Here is a 20498-nt window from a genome sequence, read left to right on the forward strand (position 1 = left end):
CCTGCAAGAAAGAAGGAGAAGGCGATGGCTAGGCTGCCCCAGCACTCCGTAGGGCCCGGCACCGGATCGCAGGGATTAGATGCGGGCCAGCACGCACCGGTCATCGGCTCGTCTCCCTCGCGAGGTGATAAACTCGAGCTCGAAGGCGCCCATGCGGATAGCGGCGCGAAGCGCGCATCGTGGCGGGATACGGTTTCGCATGATCTGCCAATTGATGTTGCGAGCGAAGCGACGCTCGAGGTCAGCTCCGTCGGCGCCATCTCTCGCGTCACTTTATTCGAAAGCGAAGCAGGGGCAAATGAGCTAGATCCACGCGCGGTATTGGCTTTGCTCTATGGTCCCAATCTGTCCCGCGGACTACTCTCCTTCGTCGTTCCACGCCTCCGTCATCCGGACGTACTGCGCGCCGACAAGCATGGTGCTCTTTTGGAGCGCTTGACGCGGACGTTGGAGGCGACACCGGATGACAATACGGCACGAGAGTGTTTGGTAATCCTGCAGCAGGAACTACAGCGGTTATTAATGCTCCGGCAAAATCAAAACAGCTTAATCAAGGGCTAGCCATGGCCGATCCTGATGGATTGCAGCATGGGCCCGCTCCCCTGGTTCCAGAAGTCTCCAAGTCCGGCGATATTCTGTCGATCTCCGGGCCGGAGCGCGACCTGCTTTGCGCGCTTTCGTATGTACATCTCGCGTGCGGGCAGAGCGCACAAAGTCTGGCTCTGTTGCGAATTGCAGCTCGCGAGCATTCTAACGACATCGGTTTACTCCGCATTCTCGCCTACGCGCTAATCTCCGAGAGCCTTGGTGATGAAGCACTCGACGTATTGGACAGACTGGACGCACTCGATACGCAACCCTCTTCCCGCATACCGATGACGCTGCTGCGCAGTCACGCCCTGCGGCACGCTGGCCGCATGCCCGAGGCTCGCGAGGTCTTCCAGCGCTATGTGTCACTGCGCGCGAGCAGGGCCGCCCTCATCAAAAAGCAATAGGGATCTATCATGGCCAACGTCTTGCGTGACTTCATCGTGCGCGCTCCGGCCCACCCGGATTTCATGGTTGCCTTGATGCTGCTTCTAGCGATCGGCATGATGATCATGCCAATCCCAATCATCGTGATCGACATGCTGATCGGCTTCAATCTTGGCTTTGCCATATTGCTGCTGATGGTTGCGCTCTATCTCACCACACCTCTTGATTTTTCGTCGCTACCGGGCGTCATCCTGATCTCCACCGTCTTTCGACTGGCGTTAACGATTGCAACAACGCGGCTGATCCTTGCTGAGGGCGACGCCGGCAGCATCATTCACACCTTCGGTGACTTCGTCATTTCAGGGAATATCGCGGTCGGCATTGTCATATTCTTGATCGTGACCATGGTGCAGTTCATGGTTCTTGCCAAGGGTGCCGAACGCGTCGCAGAGGTTTCTGCGCGCTTCACGCTTGACGCGCTACCAGGCAAGCAGATGGCGATCGATGCGGAACTTCGCAACAACCACATTGATCAACACGAAGCACGCCGCCGACGTGCCGCCTTGGAGCAAGAGAGTCAACTTCATGGCGCGATGGATGGCGCCATGAAGTTCGTTAAGGGAGACGCGATCGCCGGACTAATCGTGATCTGCATCAATATGCTGGGCGGAATCAGCATCGGTCTGCTCTCAAAGGGTATGTCGCTCGATGACGCGCTGCATCAATATACCCTTTTGACGATCGGTGATGCGCTCATTTCGCAGATTCCGGCGTTGCTGCTGTCAATTACCGCCGCGACCATTGTCACGCGCGTCAACGGGCCCTCCAAACTCAAACTCGGCGCCGATATCATTCACCAACTTACCGCAAGTACGCAGGCACTTAGGCTAGCGGCCTGCGTATTGGTATTCATGGGGCTTGTTCCCGGCTTTCCTTTGCTCCCGTTTGTCGTGCTGGCCGTCCTGTTCGCTGCGGCCAGCTTCGTCAAGATCGGCGCCAAAGGCGACAAGCCTGCCGCTAAAATTGGAGCAAGCGCCGCTGCTTCGGCGCCAGCTCCGGCAGCGGCCCAGAAGCAGACCGCACATGCGGAAGCACTTCCGATCGCGTTGTTCCTTGCGCCGAACCTGACGGATTCGATCGACAAAGACGAGCTGGAAGAGAGCATTTCGCGTGTTTCAAGGCTGGTCTCGGCGGACCTTGGCATCACCATTCCGCGCATCCCGGCCCAAATCGGCGAGAGCTTGTCCTCGTCGCAATTCAGGGTGGATGTCGATAGTGTGCCAGTTGAGCGCGATGTGATCAATCCCGGGCACCTGGCGCTCAACGACGATGTGGCGAACATCGAGTTGAGCGGCATCCCCTTTCAGCAAGACCCGGAAACGAATCGTGTCTGGATCGAAGAACGGCATGCAGCGGCTCTCAAGGCCGCTGGAATCGGATATCATCGCCTGAGCGAAGTTCTTGCCTTACGTCTCCATTCCACATTGACACGCTATGCACAGCGCCTGGTAGGTATCCAGGAAACCCGCCAATTGCTCGCCCGGATGGAGCAGGAATATCCTGACCTAGTGAAGGAGGTGCTGCGTACGGCCACCGTCCCTCGGATCGCCGAGGTCCTGCGCCGGTTGCTCGATGAAGGCATTCCAATCCGCAATACCCGCTTGCTCCTGGAGGCATTGGCAGAATGGAGCGAGCGCGAGCAAAACGCCGTCCTGCTCACCGAATATGTTCGTGCTACCTTAAAGCGACAAATCTGCTTTCGGTATGCTAACGCTCATCGCGTCGTGGTCGCCTTTATCATCGAGCGTGAGAGCGAGGAAATCATCCGCGGCGCAGTACGGGAAACTGCCGTCGGCCCATACCTCGTCTTGGATGAATGGCAGAGCGAAAAGCTGCTTGCACAATTTCGTCAGATCCATGCCACCATCGCGCAAAGTAAGAGCCAACCTGTCGTCCTTGGGTCGATGGATATCCGCCGTTTCGTACGTGGTTTTCTCACGCGCAACGGCATCGACCTGCCTGTTCTGTCTTATCAAGATCTCGCCGCCGACTTCACGGTCCAACCGATTGGATCCGTCAAGCTTCCCAAGGCGCCTTCCTCAGGAGGGCTCCTAGCAGCTGCAAACTAGAATGCGCCGCACTTCCCCGTGAGTAGCCGATGAAACAAAATGAAACCAGGTGCCGCCGGCATTTGTGCTCCGCCAGTCCAGGGCCGCGGCCCGCTCTGCTTGCGATGCTGGCTATTGTGCTGCTCGCTGGCTGCGCTGCCCCAGATAAACATAGCCTCTCACCGCAGCAGACGTCGACATCTGGCCTCGCACACAACGAAGACATCGATCCCGCGGTGCGCGAGCGCATTTCGTATGCGCTCGGCCGGGATCCTGATGAAGGGGCTCTGCGCGATGCATTGAAGCAACAGCCGAACAACATCGATGCGGCGATTCCTCTTGCGCGAGCCCTGCTGGCCCGCAACCGTCCGAATGATGCGCTCGAGGTGCTCGACGGCGTGTTATTGGCAGCCCCTGGCGACCTGCGCGCATTGAATGCCAAAGCGGTTGTTCTCGATCACGAGGGCCGCCATCAGGAGGCCCAAGAACTATACCGCCAAGCTCTCGCAGCGGAACCCGCAAACCCGATGCTGCGCAACAATTTCGGACTGTCCCTCGCCCTTGAAGGCAAGAAGGAGGCCGGAGATGCCAGCTCAGCACCGCAGGCGGGCGGCCGGAACGCATTGGCTCGTTCAAGATAAGCGTGGCGATGAAGAGGGAGGCGGAGATAGCGACGCTTATGCTAGCTTGCCGACCGCGAGGTTACCCACCCGCTCGTCGATAGCGCGGGCGATATCTTGCTTGAACATCAGGTCCAGATCGACGGTAACAAACCGCTTGTGCTCTCCCACTCTTTCAATCCCGAAGCGAACTCCCGCGCAGCAGCCTTGGGCTTTCTTGAGGTAGGTGACTCGATCATGGTGCTTGATCCCGACAAGCACCAGGACAAATGGAAGAACAAAGACGGCAAATGGCAGCGAACGGGTAGACCGCCTTTGTATCTTGCCGCGATAGAAGACTACAGCAGCAATGCCAAGTGTACCGAAAGCGTGGCGATGCCCACGAACGATCCGTATGATGATGACTATAACTTTATGTAGAGCGTACACGAACTACCAAGAGCGATTGGCCAGATCGACTTTGGTGAGGTCAGGCTCGCACCGAATAACCTAATCCGCGCGACCGAAACTCTCCGCTATTCTGGCACCTTCGTCCTGCACTACTTCGGCGCAATGTACTCCAAGGAGCTGCTCGCCGACTGCCACCTTGGGGCCGTGAGAAATATTGTCAAGCCACTCGTCGTCTAGAGCGAGACGTGTGATGGCGAGCCTGCCGGGTGTTGTGCTGACGTCACATCGTGCTCGATTGACCTGAATTCTCGATTGGACGCGAAGTTCTCCTGACGCGTTGCGCGCAAGGTCGCTGTGTGCCGTTGCGTACGCGAGGCGCCATCCGGCGATTGGTCCGGATTTTGCTCCACTGTTTGCCAAGACGAGGCGCGGCTCCCCGCCGTGTCGGATTTTCTACGATAGTGACAACTATGAAACGAAAGGCGATGCCATGAAGAACCGGCTTTCGGTCACCGGCAAGGCGGCAAGCACCGCCGCTGAAGGGTCGGAGTCGACGACGCGCACCGCCCCGGCGGTCGAGCGCAAAACGGAGAGTGGCACCGGCTTATACCTTCCTGACGAGGCCAGCGTCTTTGCCGACCCAGGCAAATCAGATCAACCAGCATGCTTCACACTTCAGAACGGCCTACAGGTCGTCGTGATCCCGGATCATCGCACACCCGTCGTGACTCAGATGATTTGGTATAAGGTCGGTTCCGCGGACGAACCGCCTGGCAAATCGGGGCTTGCGCATTTCCTCGAACACCTGATGTTCAAGGGCACATCCAAACATCCGGCGGATGAGTTCCGCAAGGCTGTGATGCGCGCCGGCGGCTATCAGAACGCCTTTACCGGATTCGACTTCACCAGCTACTTCCAACACGTGCCTCGCGAGCACCTCGGTAAGATGATGGAATTTGAAGCCGACCGCATGAACGGTCTCATTCTCACGGACGAGGATGTGCTGTCCGAGCGCGACGTCGTGCTGGAGGAATTCAATATGCGCGTCGCCAACCAACCAGGTAACCGGCTTGCTGAGCAGATGATGGCGGCGCTTTACCTTAACCATCCCTATGGCCACCCCATTATTGGGTGGCGCCAGGAAATCGAAACGCTTACCCGAGAGGACGCGCTTAGCTTCTACAAGCGCTACTATGCACCCAACAACGCGATCTTGATTGTCGCTGGCGACGTAAACACCAAGGAAATTCTCTCGCTGGTGAAGGAGACGTTTGGCGGCATCCCCGCGCAACCGTCGATTCCCGTGCAACGCCTGCGGCCGCAGGAGCCGACGCCGGCCGCGCAGCGCAGAGTGACGTTGGCCGATTCCCGCGTCGAGCAGCCAGCCCTGCACCGCTATTATCTCGTACCGTCGGCTCGCACCGCCGCCGCTGGGGAAGGTCCGGCGCTCGAGGTGCTCGAGCAGTTGATGGGCGGCGGTGTCAACTCATATCTCTATCTCTCGCTTGTTGTCGAAAAGCAGCTCGCGGTCACTGCCAGAGCGAGCTACCAATCTGCCGCACTCGATCCCTCGCTATTCACGATTTCCGCCATACCAAAACCTGGTGTCCACCTCAGCCTGATCGAGCAGTCCATCGACGATGGTCATCGCCGACATTGCCCGTAATCCCGTGAGCACCGAAGATCTGCAGAGCGCGAAGACGCGGCTGATTGCGCAAGTCACCTATGCCCAGGACAGTCAGGAAATGCTCGCGCACCGGTATGGCCGCGGCCTGACGACGGGACTATGCATTGAGGACATTGAACGCTGGCCGGAGGACATCCGCGCTGTCGGTGCACGGCAGGTGCACGAAGCAGTGCGGAACTGGCTCGACAAGAAACGAGCGGTGACCGGCTATCTCATAAAAGAGTCTACTCCACGACACTGGGAGAAGCTCTAGTGATTTATCCTTGCACACGACGTGGGATCCTTCTCCGCGGAGCGTCGCTCTCCATCGCTATGCTCGCTTCGCCAAATTCAGTTGCCGCCGTGAGCTCACTTGGCCGAACCAGGATCAAGCGCCTAGTTTCGTCTTGCGGTATAGAGGCGTGGTTCGTGCAGGATTCTACCGTCCCATTGATCACGATGGAATATGCCTTCACCGGCGGCGCGACTCAGGACCCCGCTCAAAAACCTGGCGTCGGTCACATGGTGTCTGGCCTGCTCAAGGAAGGTTCCGGCGACTTTGACTTCAAGACCTTTCATCAGCGGCTAGACCGTCGTGCCATTGAGTTGGGTTTTCATGTGACCCCTGATCACTTTCGCGGTGCCTTGTGCACGCTCCAAGACAACGCGGACGAGGCCTTCGAGCTTTTACGGACGGCGCTAACCTCACCGCGTTTCGACTCGGCCGACGTCGAACGGACCCGTGCTACTGTGCTTGCGCGCCTTCGGCACGCCTCGACCGATCCTTCGTCTCTGGCCCATCGCAAGTTTCTCGAAGTCGCGTTTGGGGATCATCCTTATGCTCGCCCAGCCGAGGGCTCGCTGGAAAGCTTGCCGAAGATCGAGGTCGCGGATCTCAAGGGTTATGTCCGACGCGTGATCGCAAAAGACACGCTCAAAATCGCTATTGTCGGCGACGTCGATCCAGCGGTCGTCTGCAAGCTGCTCGACAAGACATTTGGCGGCCTGCCGAGCAACGCAGAAGCGGTGCCGGTTACCGAAGTCATCGCAGCAAAGCCGCCACAGCGGGTCTTCATTCCGGTCGATGTGCCGCAAACAGTTGTGACCTTTGGGGGGCCGGCCGTCCGTCGGAGCGAGCCGGATTTCATGGCCGCCTACATCGTCAACCACATTCTCGGGGACGCCGGCCTTACGTCTCGCCTGTTCCGCGAAGTCCGCGAGAAGCGCGGACTGGCCTATTTCGTCCGTGAGCACCTTGTCTGGTTGGACCATTCAGCCATTTTTCTCGGCAGCAGCGGCACCTGCGCAGATCGTGCCGGTCAGACGGTTGAGGAAATCGAGAAGCAGGTCCGCCACATCGCGGAGGAAGGACCTACTCAGCAGGAACTCGATGACGCAAAGTCTTACCTGAAGGGCGCGCACCAGGTGGCTCTCAACACATCATCAAAGCTTGCGCGAACGCTACTGAAGAATCAGATCGACAAGCTGCCCATCGACTATTTCGAAAAGCAGAATGCCCTGATCGATGGGGTGACGCTGGAGGACGCCAAAAGAGCAGCGCAGCGGCTGTGGGGCGAGGGTCTGCTCACAATTATCGTCGGCCGCTCCTCGAACGACGCAGCGTAGTGCAGCCCCATGCCAACGGGGACCACACCCCAGCCAGGCGCCGATCAGCCAGACGCCGGGGCGACAACGCCTCCCAATTGAACTTTCTAGCAGGGCTGGCCGCTTAGCAAGCGCATCGCTCTTGCGTGCAGAGTGCATCTAGCACCCGCCTTTAGCTTGTGGAGATATTCCAGGGCGAGGCAGCTACCATGCGGCCGCTCGAGGCCGGCTTTTGCGCAAACGCGTTTGAACAAGGCGACAATCCGCGTTGGATCTTCGGGTTAGCCAAAGTAAGCGCTTTAAAGCCGGAGCGTGCACTGTCTGCCGCTTCAAGGAAGCGGCCAACGAGAGTGCCATGGTCATCGTTCATTCCACTAAGAACCTCCTTGACCGGTAGGACGTAGCTGGGCGACTCTGTGTCCCACGCGCTCCACCTTTCGCGTATCCCGACATTCATCAGCAGAGTGAGAGCTCGGTCGTTCAGGGTCATCTTTCAGAAATTAACCAGCCGGTTCGCTCTCTGCCGAAAAGACGACCATCTGATCCAGCAGACCTTTGTGGTCTGCCAAGCCATAGGCGCACCGCATCGCATCGCCTTGATCTGCGCTTTGATCCGAGCTCACAATCTGACGCCACGTTAGTTTCCGTCGCCTCATGAAAAGTAGATAACAACAGCAACGGCATCTATGGATAACCTATGTCGTTACAACGATCACAACAGGCGGACAGTTGATTCTTGCCCGCGCATTCCAATTACCCACAAACCTGACGTAGATCACCAATACAAGCGATTAGTCCCATTCTCCGGCTGCATCATCGGACGATGTTTCTCGCTCAATGTTGAAAACGTTTATCAGTTGCAGAGCTCCAGCATCGAAGGTTCATTGCCCCTTCTTTCTGCCATGATCGCACCCAAAAGCAGAGACGTGCCGATTGCGCACCTTGCGCGCGGCAATAACGAGTGTCTCAGGAGATGTTGATGGTTAAGCCAGTTGTAATTGTGGTCGGTGCGGACAAGGGAGGAGTCGGCAAGACGACCGTATCACGAACGCTACTGGACTACTTCAGCGTCAACAACGTGCAAACACGCGCATTCGACACAGAGTCGCCCCGCGGAACGCTGAAGCGCTTCTATCCCGGGATCACTGAGATCGTCGATATGACCACGACGGCGGACCAGATGAAGATCTTCGATACCTTGAACTCAGGGCTATCCGTCACCGTCATCGATGCTCGGGCAGGCCTACTGTCCTCTGCGTTGGCTTCCTTGCGCGACATCGGCTTTCTGGACTCAGCACGGTCGGGCCAGATCACATTTGCCGTGTTCCACATCCTGGGATCATCCATCGCTTCGCTAGACGAGATCGCGGAAACCGCGACTTTCATGAGCGGCGCAAAGTACTACCTGGTCAAGAACTTCATCAACGACACTCAATTCTTCCAGTGGGATCAAGCGACGTATAATTCCTATTTTCACCGCATCAAACATGCGACTGAGTTGACCATACCGAAGCTCAACGAGATGGCCTATGAGCAGGTGGAAGTCGCATCCGTCCCGTTCATAGACTTCGTGGCAAACAAGGGACGCAACGATGAACCCGCGAACAACTCCTTCGTCCTGCGCGGCTATGTCCGGCACTGGCTGGCAAATGTCTGGAGCGAATTTGATCGCATCAACTTGACGGAATTGGCGGGGGCCAAGTCCGCCACCCGGGCCGGCGAAAAGTAGCGGCATATCCGGCGAGCTCCAGTCGGGCCTACGTACGGAACGAAATTGATCTGCTGGCTATGTTAGCGACCCCCATCTACATCATCTGCTCTCCTAGCCCGCAGGTCGGTAAAACCCTCATCGCTCGGGCGATGAGCGAGTTCTTGCTGCTGAAAAACGGCACAGCGCTATCGTTCGATGTCAACTTGAAAGAGCCTTCATTGCTCGACTATCTCCCCAACATTACGGAGACCGCTGATGTGATCGACACTTACGGCAAGATGCAGCTGATGGACCCTCTGATCATCCACGATCGGGTACCCAAGGTAATTGACCTCGGCTTTCACGTCTTCGACGAATTCTTCAAGATGTGCGAGGAAATTGGCTTCATGAAGGAGACAGCGCGCTGCTATGTCGCCCCTATCATCCTCTTCGTCGCGGGAGCAGACCGCATCTCCTTTCGCGCTTATGAAATGCTACGGCGGCGAATTCCGCCGGCGTCGCTGATCACCGTCCACAATGAATTCGTGCTGCGTGGCGAATTACCGGAAGTGATGGATCACGAGCGGGTGATTCGGATTTCCGCACTTCCCCTGTTCCTTAAACGATATATAGACCGGCTTAGCTTTTCCTTCACTGGATATCTGCGCGACGAGAAGGATTGGTCCACCGAGCTGCATCAATGGATTCGACGCAATTACAGCATGTTTCGCGATCTGGATTCGAATGTGACGCTGCGAAGGTCTGACCGTCGACGGGGAACGGATATCGATAGCCTACGTTGCACAAGGGCTACTTAAGAGTTCGGCCTGATCACCATCTGTTCGTCCGGCCTATGAGTGGTTCGTTGACCGCTGACTTCAATGGCGTTCGTCGCGAACGCATTGCGCGTATACGATTTTTTCGCTTGGATCTCCATCCTTACAATCGTGCGCACGGACAGCGCGAGGGGCAATCGACAGCAGCTCATTAGCCATGGCTGATGCAGACAGCCCCATCCTCGAAGAAACCATGACCACTTTGACTTTGTGAGCGATTAGGCGGATAGACGAGGTCTTCCTTCGGGAGCGCTCATAGCTTCAGGCCGAATTTGCCGAGCACCTGATGCATGACCGCGCCTTTGATCTCGCGGGCGATCTCGTCTCGTATCTGGGCGCCGAGGACCCGTTCGGCATCGGCGTCGCCTGTCAGACCATGCTCGGCCAGCCGCTCATCCAAGCGGGTTTCAAACTGTACGCCCATCGCGTCGAGGAGCCGCTCCTGCATGTCAGCATAGTCTTGGGGTGCGATGCGCCTCACCACGCTTTCCCATGGTTGCCAGCGCGCTGCCAAATAGTCCGGAAATTCCGCCGCTTCCTGCTCCCGCACTAATACCTCGGCCCTGGCCACATCGCCCTCGGTCACGTGAGAGACATTCATGAAGCGCATGTCAGGAGCCGTGTGCCGCAGCTCCAGGGCGTCCCGCAGCCGGGTCTGATAGGCAAGGTAGACCTCGATCTCATCGACGTCGGGATCGGCACGACGAAGTGAATTGACCCTCTCGCGCGCGATCCCATCAAGCGCTTCCAAGCGAAACATGACGCGGCCGTTCTGGAGCAATTCGCCCAGTCGCCCGTCATAGACGCCGTCCTCGACATCAGCGTTCAGGCGTGCAGTCTGCATGCCGTTCCAGACCAAAGTAATGCGATCTTCGCAGCTCGCGTTCGCTCCCGAAGCCAATTCGAAATATTGCTCACGCAAACGCGGCCGGACAGCTGCCTGCCGCAGGTCATCAGCAACCGCCTGACGGAACGCCTCATGATGGTAGTTCACGGTGCCCCGGAGCCGATCGAGGAAGCGTGCATAGTCCGCGGCCCCCGCCTCATGGGCGAAGTGCTGCCAAGTGGACATTGCCGTCGGCTCGCCCTCAAGCCAGTCCGCGGCGACCTCTTGCAGGGACCGCGGCTGAAGTTGCACCGCTCCAGGGGTAATCGAGAAGAAAACCTGAGGGCCGGCATAGTGTCCGGCATGCATCGCTGCTGCCAGGCCGGCCTGCACCCAATCGGCGAGCGGATTATTCTCCAGATTAACGCTCGACTCACCGCCTAGCTGCGTCAGCAGAGTCTCGGGCACGTTGGTCAGCAGATTGTCACTGGCACCGAACCATATCAGATGGTGCGGGACCGTCTCAGGCAGTCTGGTCAGCCGGTTGTAGCTGGCGCTGAGCCATTCGAGCGCGGCCGGGAGAGGCTCGGGCAGGCCCGCCAACTGATTGTGATCGACGTTCAGACTCTGCAGCCCGGCTGGAAGGCGGGGCAGGTGGGTCAGGCGGTTACCGCTCGCGTCCAACTCCTGAAGCGTTTCTGGAAGGCGTTCGGGCAGACTTGCCAGCTGATTGTTGTCGACATTCAGGCGGCGCACTCCGGCCAGAATGGGCGCAGATAAGGCGGTCAGGGAGAGGGACGATAGATCTAGCAGCTCATTGAGATCACCCGTACCGCGCCAAGCTCTCGTTCGACTTACTGCCACTTGCCGATCCTCATGTTGCCCCTGCCCGTCTTCGGCAGCCCAGTCGGCCAGCAACTCGGGCCGGGCGGCCCCCTCGGCGCCGGACCCGTGCATGTCCCTCAACGCCTCGCCCCACTGCGATGCGGCGGCGGAGGCGGGTTCGGAGCTTTCTGAATCGGAAGTTACGGAAGGGGCACCAGCCCCGAGCTGTTCTGCGTTCATCGATATCGTTTCTTGCGTGTCAAAATGGAGCGAACGCGCCGGGGCGGCGCATCTTACAACTGGTAATCCCCCACTATGGCTGACGCTCCACCAGCCAACCGAAATGAGGTGCAATCCCACAACCGGGCAGTTCCGCACGACTGACGCGAATACGCCTGCGCAAGTGCCGCTGAGCAACTGCAAGCAGTGCAGCGGACGAGGCGACGTGTCGCTCGCAGATCGGTTGATATCGGAATCTGCCCCGGTCTCGCCTGCGAGATCTGCGCCCTTTGAGCCGAGCCTGCAAGGAGTAGCGACGTTCATGATACGAAAGTTAGCTGTCGGTAAGCTGACGGATCCCGGCGCGATGGAAAGGCGGAGCTTGGCTGGGTCAGACACATTTTAATGCCCGCTTCATTCCATCATCGACGCTGTCTCGCCGCTCCAACCGGCAAGTGTAGTGATGATGCCGGCCGGGCGCTCCGTGCCGTCCATCTTAAATGGCTTTCCCGGCCATCGCCCGCAGGCAAGCAAACTGGAAACTAGCAGGTCGTCGTCGTGATCTCCGTTTGGGATGGGACGTCAACGCCTGCCATGTGAGCCTTGATCTTTTACGCATCAGCAACGGTACAACCTGGTGCAGCGTGCGATCCAAGCTATTCAATCGATCTTCAGAGGGGTGCGCAGCGGATGTCGACGGCATTGACCGTCTGTGGAATGCTCAACTGCCTCGACCCTGCGTCCATCGACATTTTTGTCTTGTACTACCAACCGCAACCGCGTTCACTTCTTTGATCAGCTGGCGCATGCCGTGGATCGCTGCCCTCCTCAAAGTTCGTTCTCATGACTTTCCCATGTTGTTGATAAGTTCCACCTCGCCCGTAGATTGTTTATCGGGTAGGCGATTGTGAATGCCTATAGCAGGCCGGATCTACTTAACTGCCCGTCGGCCAACCGATCTTGTGGAGCGCTGAAATTGTGCAGGACACACGATCGGGACGCCGTGAAACCGCGAAGTTCTGCCGCGATTTGCCGTCACACGCCCGATGTAGGGTGATATTGACCGGCAAGAGTTGCACATATCTTGCTCGCCGCCTCCGGGGACGAACGGGCGGGCCTCGGCTGAACTATTCGGCAGAAATGCGGAGCCAAGCAACGGCCGCTCAGACGATCGTCATGCTTGTTACTCCAGGAACGAATATCTGTGATGACTTCGATTGATGATACATTAAATGAGATCAGATGGTTGCGAAACGAAATCTGGCGTTGCCGTCGATTACTTGGCACTGAACTGCCTGGCGCGCAGCGGGAGGCCGTTGAGAAGCGTCTGCATGAACAGCTTTCTGCCTTTGAGAGACTTCTGTCGACGGCGTTCCCATTAGCCCTGAGCTCTAAAGTGTATTCGGTCAAGAGCACCAGGATCGGGCGAAGCGACTCCCCTGAAGCGCCCATCGAGAACGCCGCAATGGCATCAAGCGGATGCCTCGAGAAGTCGATCAGCGGCTAACAAAAGCGGTTTTGCTACCTCACTTTGTTTACCTTGAGCCAGGCAGTCCAGCCCAAGGTAGTCCCCAAGCTGAGAAGCCAAGGGAAACCGCAATGAAACAAACCTCCAACGCAAATGGACTCTTTTGCCTGTTACTACCCCATAGCCCCTGCCCAAAAGCACCTAATCGCCGGCCACAAACAGTATAGATTGGTGCGGAGTACGGATTTCCAGCATATGTCCGGCAATTCCTCCTCCCTCAGCTGACACAGTTGTCGATCGGACCCGTTACCGCGAATCACGAAAGCCTCGAAGTCGCCGAATGGCTGCAGCGCTGATTGAAGCGCGACTGCTGCCAATTGGTCCGCGGATCAGTCCTCAGATAGTTGAGCCGCGCGTCGGCTGGCTGATGCTCCAGTCCGATCAACTTGCAACCACCGAGCTGGCCAAAGCCGGAGGCCCGGTCAGGCCGAACATCTCACTATTGTTCGAGTTCGCAATTGCCGTGCCTCACTCTCGATAAAGGACTACTGGACGCTTGTTGAGAGATTGTCTCGACCGGTCGTTTCTGCCCGCGGCGGCGGTCGGCATAACGCGTTGGCATTCGCGGCGTAAATTTTTGAAATTTTCTGTTAGACAAAACATCGCCACGTCAGCTTCGTTACGGCCTGTAAAGCGGTCACAGAAGCGGATCACGTCTGGTTTGCACGACACTAACACTTCCTCGGCCCGACGATCTCGCGCGCAAGCGTATCCTGTGCACCAGCTCGCTGCTATCGCGATCGTAGCAAGGACGGCTGCATAGCGATGCGCATTGCAAGTCCCGCCTATTCGTCGCGCTTGATTCACCAAACCTCTCTTAAACCGCATATACTTCACTGCTTTTTTCTTTGCCCCGCCAGGCTGATCTGTTTACCGGATTGAAGCGCCTCGGCAGCCACTGGCTTGCTGTTCCGGGCGCCGCAATGATACCGGCGCTCGGAAATCATCGTACCGCTAGGCGCAACACGCATTGCGAAGACCGGGATCACACGGAGATCGGCCGTTTAGCGCTTGTGTGCCGATGTTGGCTCCAATACGGCGTTCTGCTTCGCAATGCCTACATCCTGACGTTACGATCGATTCAAGCACTTTGAGCGAGCGGGCAGCGGATATCGTCTCATATCAGCGCTTTTTTCCCAGCGAGCGGCTGCCGACCTCCCTTCGCGCAGATCGGAAGGTGCGTCGGCCGGAGGCAGGGACTTGTGCATCACCGACGCGTGGCTGCACATTCGCCGAAGCACCATCTCCAACGCGAGAGGCATGGTTCACCCTCAGGTGCCATCTCATAGCTGCTGCATGTACGGTTGGCGACGTTGAACGTCCAAGGTCCTACAATACGATGCGGCGATTTAAGACGCAGGGTGGAGGCCGATGCAAAGCCTCCCTTGCCAAATAGCCGGCCAGATATTCCTTAAAACGGCACGCCGATTGCTGGGTAAGGATCAGTAAGTTGCCGCGAAGAAAGCGGTCGCGGCGGAGCCGGGATTCCAATGAGGTTTATTCGATTCATCCTGATCGACCTAGCCTTGATGCTACTCGCACCTGAGAGTGCAAAGGCCAACATTGTGGCGACCGACGCAAATTTCAAATCGGCTCGGAAAGCTGTGGGATCCGTGATGCCGAATTCTGGCCCCGAGCCAGTATCCGGCTCCGGCGTGTTCCGACAGCTTCACTGCCAAGCCTTTCAAGCCGCGCCATTCCAACATTCATTAGAAGCCCTCGGCCCGCCAAGCAGACTGACAACCTTGCGCTGCTGGAATGGCGCTTTACCTCTGATTGGCAAGCGCAGCGGGCAACGTCCGGTTGCCACACTCCTAGCGGCGCGGAGCTGCTAACAAGAGCTTGATACAAATCTGCAGTCCGCCCTCCCACGCAAGGCCCCTCACGTGAGCGGAAACGCCGTGCTGCCGCTGCCGCGCCATAAACGGCATCGTCGAAAGCATGGCCATCAGCTCCACTGCTGCCATTGGCCTCCTGATTTAGATGAGAAGATGCAGAACATGCGAAGCTTCATTAGAGAAGCCAAAAAGGGCTGTATCGAAGTTGCCTTCAACGGCTCTCTCGGAAGCATTCCGCTAGATACGCAATTCAGCGTACCAGCCGAAGGCGTCACAGCGATTTCTGGTCCACCCGGGTGCGGCAAAACTACGCTCGCGCGCTGCATCGCTGGGGTCCAGCGCCTGCCGAATGGATTCTGTGCAATTGACGGGGAGATCTGGCAGGATGAGACTATATTTCGACCGCCTCATCTGCGTCACGTCGCATATGTATTTCGCTTACCGATTCTCTCTTCTCATTTGTCTGTCCGACGCATACTCTTATACAACGCGTCCAAATCGGAACCGACACTGATCGATTTTGATGGTGTGGTCGAATTGCTCGCCTTGGCGCCACTGCTCGAGCGTTTGCCATCACTTCTTTCCGGAGCGGAGCGACTGCGACTCGCTCTTGGCCGTGCGCTGCTGGGCCAGCCTCGGCTAGTCTTGCTTGACGATCCACTCATTGTGCTCGACCGCTCCGCCAAACGCGAGATCCTGCCCTTTCTCGAGCGCATGCGGCAAACGCTTCCATTGCCGATGATTTACTTCGGCCATGACATCGCTGATATCGAGCATTTTGCCGATCATCTCGTCATGATGAAGGATGGCGCCGTGGCTACGGCCGGTCCGCTCAGTGTCCTTCAGAGTGATTCGGCGCTGGCCCAGCGCGGCGAAGCGGCAGTCTGTCTTGATACTACGGTCGGCGGCTATGACGGGCGCTATGGGCTGATCATGCTTCGCCTCAAAGCTGTGCGCTTTCTGATACCTGGAGTGCCGCTTACACCGGGAGCGCAGCTGCGGCTACGCATCGCTGCCGACGACGTCAGCATCGCGCGCGAGCCACGGCGAGCAAGCTCTATCCTCAATGTTTTTCCAGCACGCATAAAAGCCTCTCTGCCGCACGGCGAGGCTGAGGTCACCTTGGTTCTGACCGTTGAAACCGGCCGATCTGGCGTGCCGCTTTTGGCGCGCATCACACGCCGCTCCTTTGATGCGCTACGGCTTAGCAATGGAGGGGAAGTATTCGCGGAGGTCGCGCGCGCCGTTCCGCTTGGGCCGAGCGGTTGCTTGCAACACCTGCCACATCCGCATGAGCACCTTCGACAGCTATGCCCCGATGCGAGAAGAACACCAACAAGATCCCGGCCGTGATCGACAGTCTACATAAGATAGTCCGAATAATGTTCCGGGTAGCTCTTCGCCTTAAAAACGATCTCGATCGGCTACTGACCGATCTGGCTCAGGACGTCGCGCACCAAAACGTACGCATCGGCAGCTGGTGCAGCGACAGTCGAGGCGAGCAAATGGCACGCAGATGATACTCGCAATCGATGTTGCCAGGGGAGAAAAGATCTCAATTTCGCAACCACCCGGCAGCAGAGCAATGTTCTGTCTTGATATAAACAGGCTTGCCGAGGCCGCAGCCCTCGGCCCGACCAGCTGCTTCTCGTTCTTTTGGCGAATTTGCTGATGGGGAGGCGATCGGTCCTATTGCGAAGCGCTCGTGAACTGCCGACTGGGAGCCTCACCGCGGACTTGGCACGCTGCTGCCTTGATCGTGCCACGCGGCCGGGCCTTCAACCCGAGCTGCGGTTTTTTGGTTACAACGATACCGGCCGACCTTAACGTGACAGTGGGGCCGCCGAGCAGGTCGGCTCCGCGATCGTCCATCGAACTCTTCGCCATTTCGGAAGCCACCTTAGCTACGGCGTCCGCTGCTGGCCACCTTGATGTCTTGCAAATGTACCGATTGTGGACCTTCAATGGCGAGACGTCGCGCGCGCTAAATAACGCAAGCCGACATTAAGTCCATAGTCGGCTTTGCAGTGCCTGCTGGTCAAATGACGAGACCGCTACGGTTCAGGTCTGCCATCTTCCCGCCAAGCGCCTGACCAGCGCCCGCGTGCCGTCGAGCTCAAAGGCAGCGCGACCGTCGCTATTGCTCTGCTGACGTATAGCGGTGTTTTGCAGATTGGCGCCAACGCCTTGTGCGATCTTTGGTGCGTTAGATGACCATCAGCTTAGTGCTGATCGAGCCACCAAGCGCGCGAGCATGCCCGGATCCAAGCCGCTGGGCTGGCCTTGTTGCACCCATTCCGGACCTAAGAACGGGTGGCATATAGTTTGCTCCATCAGTGAGGTCACGATCTACAAAAAGCAAGTTTGTGAGGACAGCATGCTCGGAATTGGAAGTCAGTTGCCGTCATTCGACATCACAGGCGTGAAGCCCGGTTTTCATGCGCAGGAAGAAGAAGGGCAGAGTGCATTTCAGACGCTGACCGAAATGAGCTTTCCGGAAAAATGGAAGATTATCTTCTTTTACCCCAAGGACTTTACATTCGTCTGCCCGACAGAGATCGCCGAATTTGCCAGCCTTTCCAAGGAATTCGCTGACCGGGATGCGGTTGTACTGGGTGGTTCGACCGACAACGAGTTCTGCAAGCTTGCTTGGCGGCGTTCGCATGTCGACCTGCACAATCTACCAATCTGGCAGTTTGCCGATACAAAGGGAACGCTCGTCGATGGTCTTGGGGTGCGTTCACCCGAAGGGGTCGCCTATCGTTGCACCTTCATTGTTGACCCCCAAAACACGATCCAGCACGTTTATGCGACCAATCTCAGTGTGGGGCGCAGTCCTAAGGACACGCTCCGCGTTCTGGACGCGCTGCAAACCGGCGAGCTCTGTCCCTGCAACCGCGAAATCGGCGGCGAAACCTTGAAAGTTGCTTGAGGCAGCATGCCGTGGATCGAACAAATAAGGATTCCCGATTTCGCGAAGGATGTCCGGCTTAACTTGATCTCAGTGGTGTCCGATGAGGCGTTTTCGCTGCAACGAAAATACGGGCTGCTGCTGGCGAGTGCGGCTGCCACCCGCAATGCAGCGCTGGTGGCCGCGCTGGAATCCGCGGCGTCCGCCGTGATGACCTCTGTAGAGATCGCCGCAGCGAAGGCAGCCGCCACTGTGGAGGCAATGAACAACGTCTACTACCGCTTCGCTCACCTCGTTTCCGACCCGGAATACAAGACGATGCCGCCACGGCTACGTATGGACGTGATCGGCAATCACGGGGTGGACAAGACAGATTTCGAGCTGTGGTCGCTTGCTGTCTCCGTCATAAATGGTTGCGGCGTCTGCATTGATTCCCATGAGAAGACACTGAGGGCCGCGGGCGTCTCTTCCAAAGCGATACACACCGCCGTGCGCTTTGCTGCGATCACGCAGTCAGTGGCGATCGATATCGAGGCCGCTGGGCCCGTCCCCGCTCAGGCGAGAGGCTGATCTCTACTCTGCCATTCGATCAACGCAGTTGGGGCGCCACGCAGTGGCGCCACAACAAGGCCTTTGCGGCTCCCGAACGAGCGTCACGGCGGGGCACGTCGGCAAGTCATGTTGCGCAGCGTCCTTATGAAGAGCGTCGTGGTCGAATTCCCGCCGTCCCGCAAATGACACGCGATGCGCCACGGATAGGACGACTTCCCATCGCCTAGCCTCGGTCGCCGATGGCCGTTCGTTCACAATCACCCAAACTTGAACAGCACACCATACCCGCCGCGCGGATGGCTCCATTGGATGTCGCCGGTCGGCTCAGCGATAACCCGACAGGTACCGCACTCGATGCAGCCGTCAACCGCTACCTCGACTTGGCCGCTGTCGGTGAGTTCGTAGCACCGCGCGGGGCAGACTTTCAAAAGTGCAAGTAGCTGCGGCGATGGCGTTGTGTGCGCACGGACCTTGACGTGAGGGTTTCCGACGTCGACAAGATAGCGGTTGTAATACAGCTTGTCTTCGACGCGCACCGCGGGTTCGGAACTCATGCTTTGGCCTTCCATTGTTGGACTTCACACTGTTGCGGTCAGCGCCAGGCCCGCGCAAGACGACAAGCATCGCCGAACAGACCTGACCATGACCGCGCCTTGACAAAGGATTTCAGGCTCGCTTTCTCCTTTTCAGCCTTGGGCGTACCATCGACGCGCACAAAGTTCTGCATCGCCTTGGAGATGAGCTGCGGATAGGTGAGAAAGAAGTTCTGGGAGTGAGTATGCATTAGGGGCGGCAAATCCTTGTACTTCCTCAGATCTTTGATGACGAACGAATCGTCCAGCATCTTCTTGTAAATTGACAGATTTGTTGCACTCATCGGTTCGCCGCGTGATTTGACCAGACCTATCGCTTCCGCGGCGATACGGCCGGAGGTCATCGCGAGATTGGATCCCTCACGATGAATGGCATTGTTGAGCTGGGCCGCATCGCCCACTACGACCCATCCTTCCCCAAAAAGCTGCGGGATTGACTTGTAACCGCCTTCGGGAATGAGATGCGCCGAATATTCCTTGACTTCGGACCCTGCTATCAGGGGCGCCACAGAGGGATGCCTCTTGAATTGATCGAGCAGTCCGTACGGCGTTTGGCCGGTGTGCTGGAAGTCGCCGACGAGACAACCGATGCCGAGCGAAATACACTCTTTATTGGCGTAGATGAAACCCATCCCGGTCATGCCACGAGAAATGGTGCCGGCCGCCTCGATCACAACACCTTCATCGCCCCTGAGATTGAATCGCGCCTCGATAGTCTCGCGAGGCAGGAAATGCATTTCCTTAACCGCGAGCGCAACGTTCTCGGCTGTCGGGCGCGCGCGTAGGCCTGCACGCGTGCCGAGCAGGCCATTGACCCCTTCGGCCAGGACGACGACGTCGGCATGTATTTCCCCGTCTCTGCGATCTGTACGAACACCGACGATCCTTTCACGATCGTCCCGTACGAGCTCGGTGACGGTGGTCTCGCACAGCACGATCGCACCAGCTTCACGCACCTTGGAAGAAAACCATTTGTCAAACTGAGCGCGTATGATCGTATAGCGGTTCGGCCGCTCCTCGTTGAAGTCCTCCGAACGGTAGTGCATGCCGACATGGGAGCGGTCGTCCATCATCCAGAACCGCTGTTCGATCAGGTGGCGTTCGAGCGGCGCCTCCTCTCGAAACTCGGGGATCAGCTTTTCCATCATGTCGGCATATAGGATGGCGCCCTGCACATTCTTCGATCCGGGATATTCGCCCCGCTCGAGCTGCAGCACCTTCATGCCCTGCTTGGCCATCGTCAATGCCGCCGCGTTCCCGGCCATACCGGCTCCGACTACGATCGCATCGAATTTCTCTTCAATCATGCTCATCTC

16 protein-coding genes and 1 pseudogene are annotated in these 20498 nt (G+C 57.8%); 14 read left to right on the top strand and 3 right to left on the bottom strand.

Annotated elements, in window-relative coordinates; genetic code table 11:
• Window positions 1–24 precede the first annotated feature (24 nt).
• From DCG74_RS32690 to DCG74_RS32730, 9 genes and pseudogenes are all read left to right on the top strand, one after another.
• On the top strand, window positions 25–561 hold the full coding sequence (locus tag DCG74_RS32690; RefSeq protein WP_172787713.1) for a hypothetical protein: 537 nt from the start codon (window positions 25–27) through the stop codon (window positions 559–561).
• A 2-nt stretch (window positions 562–563) separates the two neighbouring features.
• Entirely contained in the window at window positions 564–995 is a 432-nt protein-coding gene (locus tag DCG74_RS32695) for a hypothetical protein (protein ID WP_172787714.1), read from the top strand.
• Window positions 996–1004: 9 nt separating this feature from the next.
• A complete protein-coding gene (gene sctV, locus DCG74_RS32700) occupies window positions 1005–3104 on the top strand; it encodes a type III secretion system export apparatus subunit SctV (protein ID WP_172787715.1) in 2100 nt (699 codons plus the stop codon).
• 104 nt (window positions 3105–3208) lie between these two features.
• Window positions 3209–3724 (top strand): tetratricopeptide repeat protein, encoded by a 516-nt coding sequence (locus tag DCG74_RS32705; RefSeq protein ID WP_246708929.1) that lies wholly within the window; start codon window positions 3209–3211, stop codon window positions 3722–3724.
• 96 nt (window positions 3725–3820) lie between these two features.
• Window positions 3821–4123: a hypothetical protein gene (locus DCG74_RS32710; RefSeq protein ID WP_246708930.1), complete on the top strand. Its 303-nt coding sequence runs from the start codon at window positions 3821–3823 to the stop codon at window positions 4121–4123.
• A gap of 460 nt (window positions 4124–4583) precedes the next feature.
• Window positions 4584–6033 (top strand): annotated as a pseudogene (locus tag DCG74_RS32715) (M16 family metallopeptidase).
• Entirely contained in the window at window positions 6033–7385 is a 1353-nt protein-coding gene (locus DCG74_RS32720) for a M16 family metallopeptidase (RefSeq protein WP_373569500.1), read from the top strand. The pseudogene DCG74_RS32715 and the gene DCG74_RS32720 overlap by 1 nt, the downstream one beginning before the upstream one ends.
• 958 nt (window positions 7386–8343) lie before the next feature.
• A complete protein-coding gene (locus DCG74_RS32725; protein ID WP_172787718.1) occupies window positions 8344–9093 on the top strand; it encodes a hypothetical protein in 750 nt (249 codons plus the stop codon).
• 59 nt (window positions 9094–9152) lie between these two features.
• On the top strand, window positions 9153–9872 hold the full coding sequence (locus DCG74_RS32730; RefSeq protein WP_172787719.1) for a hypothetical protein: 720 nt from the start codon (window positions 9153–9155) through the stop codon (window positions 9870–9872).
• A 271-nt stretch (window positions 9873–10143) separates the two neighbouring features.
• Here the strand turns inward: DCG74_RS32730 and DCG74_RS32735 are convergent, their stop codons facing one another.
• Window positions 10144–11781 carry an NEL-type E3 ubiquitin ligase domain-containing protein gene (locus tag DCG74_RS32735; RefSeq protein ID WP_172787720.1) on the bottom strand — a complete coding sequence of 546 codons (1638 nt, stop codon included), beginning with the start codon at window positions 11779–11781 and terminating at the stop codon, window positions 10144–10146.
• Window positions 11782–12967: 1186 nt separating this feature from the next.
• On the opposite strand from DCG74_RS32735, the gene DCG74_RS32740 reads away from it, so the two are divergent.
• The 5 genes from DCG74_RS32740 (at window position 12968) to DCG74_RS32760 (ending at window position 18607) form a co-directional block, all read left to right on the top strand.
• Window positions 12968–13267, top strand: a complete 300-nt coding sequence (locus DCG74_RS32740) for a hypothetical protein (protein ID WP_210268422.1) — start codon at window positions 12968–12970, stop codon at window positions 13265–13267.
• A 301-nt stretch (window positions 13268–13568) separates the two neighbouring features.
• Window positions 13569–13769, top strand: a complete 201-nt coding sequence (locus tag DCG74_RS32745; RefSeq protein ID WP_172787722.1) for a hypothetical protein — start codon at window positions 13569–13571, stop codon at window positions 13767–13769.
• 1519 nt (window positions 13770–15288) lie between these two features.
• On the top strand, window positions 15289–16479 hold the full coding sequence (gene modC / locus DCG74_RS32750; RefSeq protein ID WP_172787776.1) for a molybdenum ABC transporter ATP-binding protein: 1191 nt from the start codon (window positions 15289–15291) through the stop codon (window positions 16477–16479).
• 1024 nt (window positions 16480–17503) lie between these two features.
• Window positions 17504–18058, top strand: coding sequence for a peroxiredoxin (locus DCG74_RS32755; RefSeq protein ID WP_172787723.1), 555 nt, complete (start codon window positions 17504–17506; stop codon window positions 18056–18058).
• A 6-nt stretch (window positions 18059–18064) separates the two neighbouring features.
• Window positions 18065–18607: a carboxymuconolactone decarboxylase family protein gene (locus DCG74_RS32760; protein ID WP_172787724.1), complete on the top strand. Its 543-nt coding sequence runs from the start codon at window positions 18065–18067 to the stop codon at window positions 18605–18607.
• Window positions 18608–18846: 239 nt separating this feature from the next.
• Here DCG74_RS32760 and DCG74_RS32765 read toward each other — a convergent pair whose 3' ends face one another.
• Window positions 18847–19143, bottom strand: coding sequence for a ferredoxin family protein (locus DCG74_RS32765; protein ID WP_172787725.1), 297 nt, complete (start codon window positions 19141–19143; stop codon window positions 18847–18849).
• A 38-nt stretch (window positions 19144–19181) separates the two neighbouring features.
• On the bottom strand, window positions 19182–20489 hold the full coding sequence (locus DCG74_RS32770; RefSeq protein WP_172787726.1) for an FAD-dependent oxidoreductase: 1308 nt from the start codon (window positions 20487–20489) through the stop codon (window positions 19182–19184).
• Window positions 20490–20498 lie beyond the last annotated feature (9 nt).

It is taken from the genome of Bradyrhizobium sp. WBAH42 (assembly GCF_024585265.1).
Taxonomy (GTDB): domain Bacteria; phylum Pseudomonadota; class Alphaproteobacteria; order Rhizobiales; family Xanthobacteraceae; genus Bradyrhizobium.

Excerpts from the sequence above, each read along its gene's own strand:
- DCG74_RS32690 (WP_172787713.1), top strand. The coding sequence starts at position 25 with ATGGCTAGGCTGCCCCAGCACTCCGTAGGGCCCGGCACCGGATCGCAG.
- DCG74_RS32695 (WP_172787714.1), top strand. The coding sequence starts at position 564 with ATGGCCGATCCTGATGGATTGCAGCATGGGCCCGCTCCCCTGGTTCCA.
- sctV (WP_172787715.1), top strand. The coding sequence starts at position 1,005 with ATGGCCAACGTCTTGCGTGACTTCATCGTGCGCGCTCCGGCCCACCCG.
- DCG74_RS32705 (WP_246708929.1), top strand. The coding sequence starts at position 3,209 with ATGCTGGCTATTGTGCTGCTCGCTGGCTGCGCTGCCCCAGATAAACAT.
- DCG74_RS32725 (WP_172787718.1), top strand. The coding sequence starts at position 8,344 with ATGGTTAAGCCAGTTGTAATTGTGGTCGGTGCGGACAAGGGAGGAGTC.
- DCG74_RS32730 (WP_172787719.1), top strand. The coding sequence starts at position 9,153 with ATGTTAGCGACCCCCATCTACATCATCTGCTCTCCTAGCCCGCAGGTC.
- DCG74_RS32735 (WP_172787720.1), bottom strand. The coding sequence starts at position 11,781 with ATGAACGCAGAACAGCTCGGGGCTGGTGCCCCTTCCGTAACTTCCGAT.
- DCG74_RS32740 (WP_210268422.1), top strand. The coding sequence starts at position 12,968 with ATGACTTCGATTGATGATACATTAAATGAGATCAGATGGTTGCGAAAC.
- DCG74_RS32745 (WP_172787722.1), top strand. The coding sequence starts at position 13,569 with ATGGCTGCAGCGCTGATTGAAGCGCGACTGCTGCCAATTGGTCCGCGG.
- modC (WP_172787776.1), top strand. The coding sequence starts at position 15,289 with ATGCGAAGCTTCATTAGAGAAGCCAAAAAGGGCTGTATCGAAGTTGCC.
- DCG74_RS32755 (WP_172787723.1), top strand. The coding sequence starts at position 17,504 with ATGCTCGGAATTGGAAGTCAGTTGCCGTCATTCGACATCACAGGCGTG.
- DCG74_RS32760 (WP_172787724.1), top strand. The coding sequence starts at position 18,065 with ATGCCGTGGATCGAACAAATAAGGATTCCCGATTTCGCGAAGGATGTC.
- DCG74_RS32765 (WP_172787725.1), bottom strand. The coding sequence starts at position 19,143 with ATGAGTTCCGAACCCGCGGTGCGCGTCGAAGACAAGCTGTATTACAAC.
- DCG74_RS32770 (WP_172787726.1), bottom strand. The coding sequence starts at position 20,489 with ATGATTGAAGAGAAATTCGATGCGATCGTAGTCGGAGCCGGTATGGCC.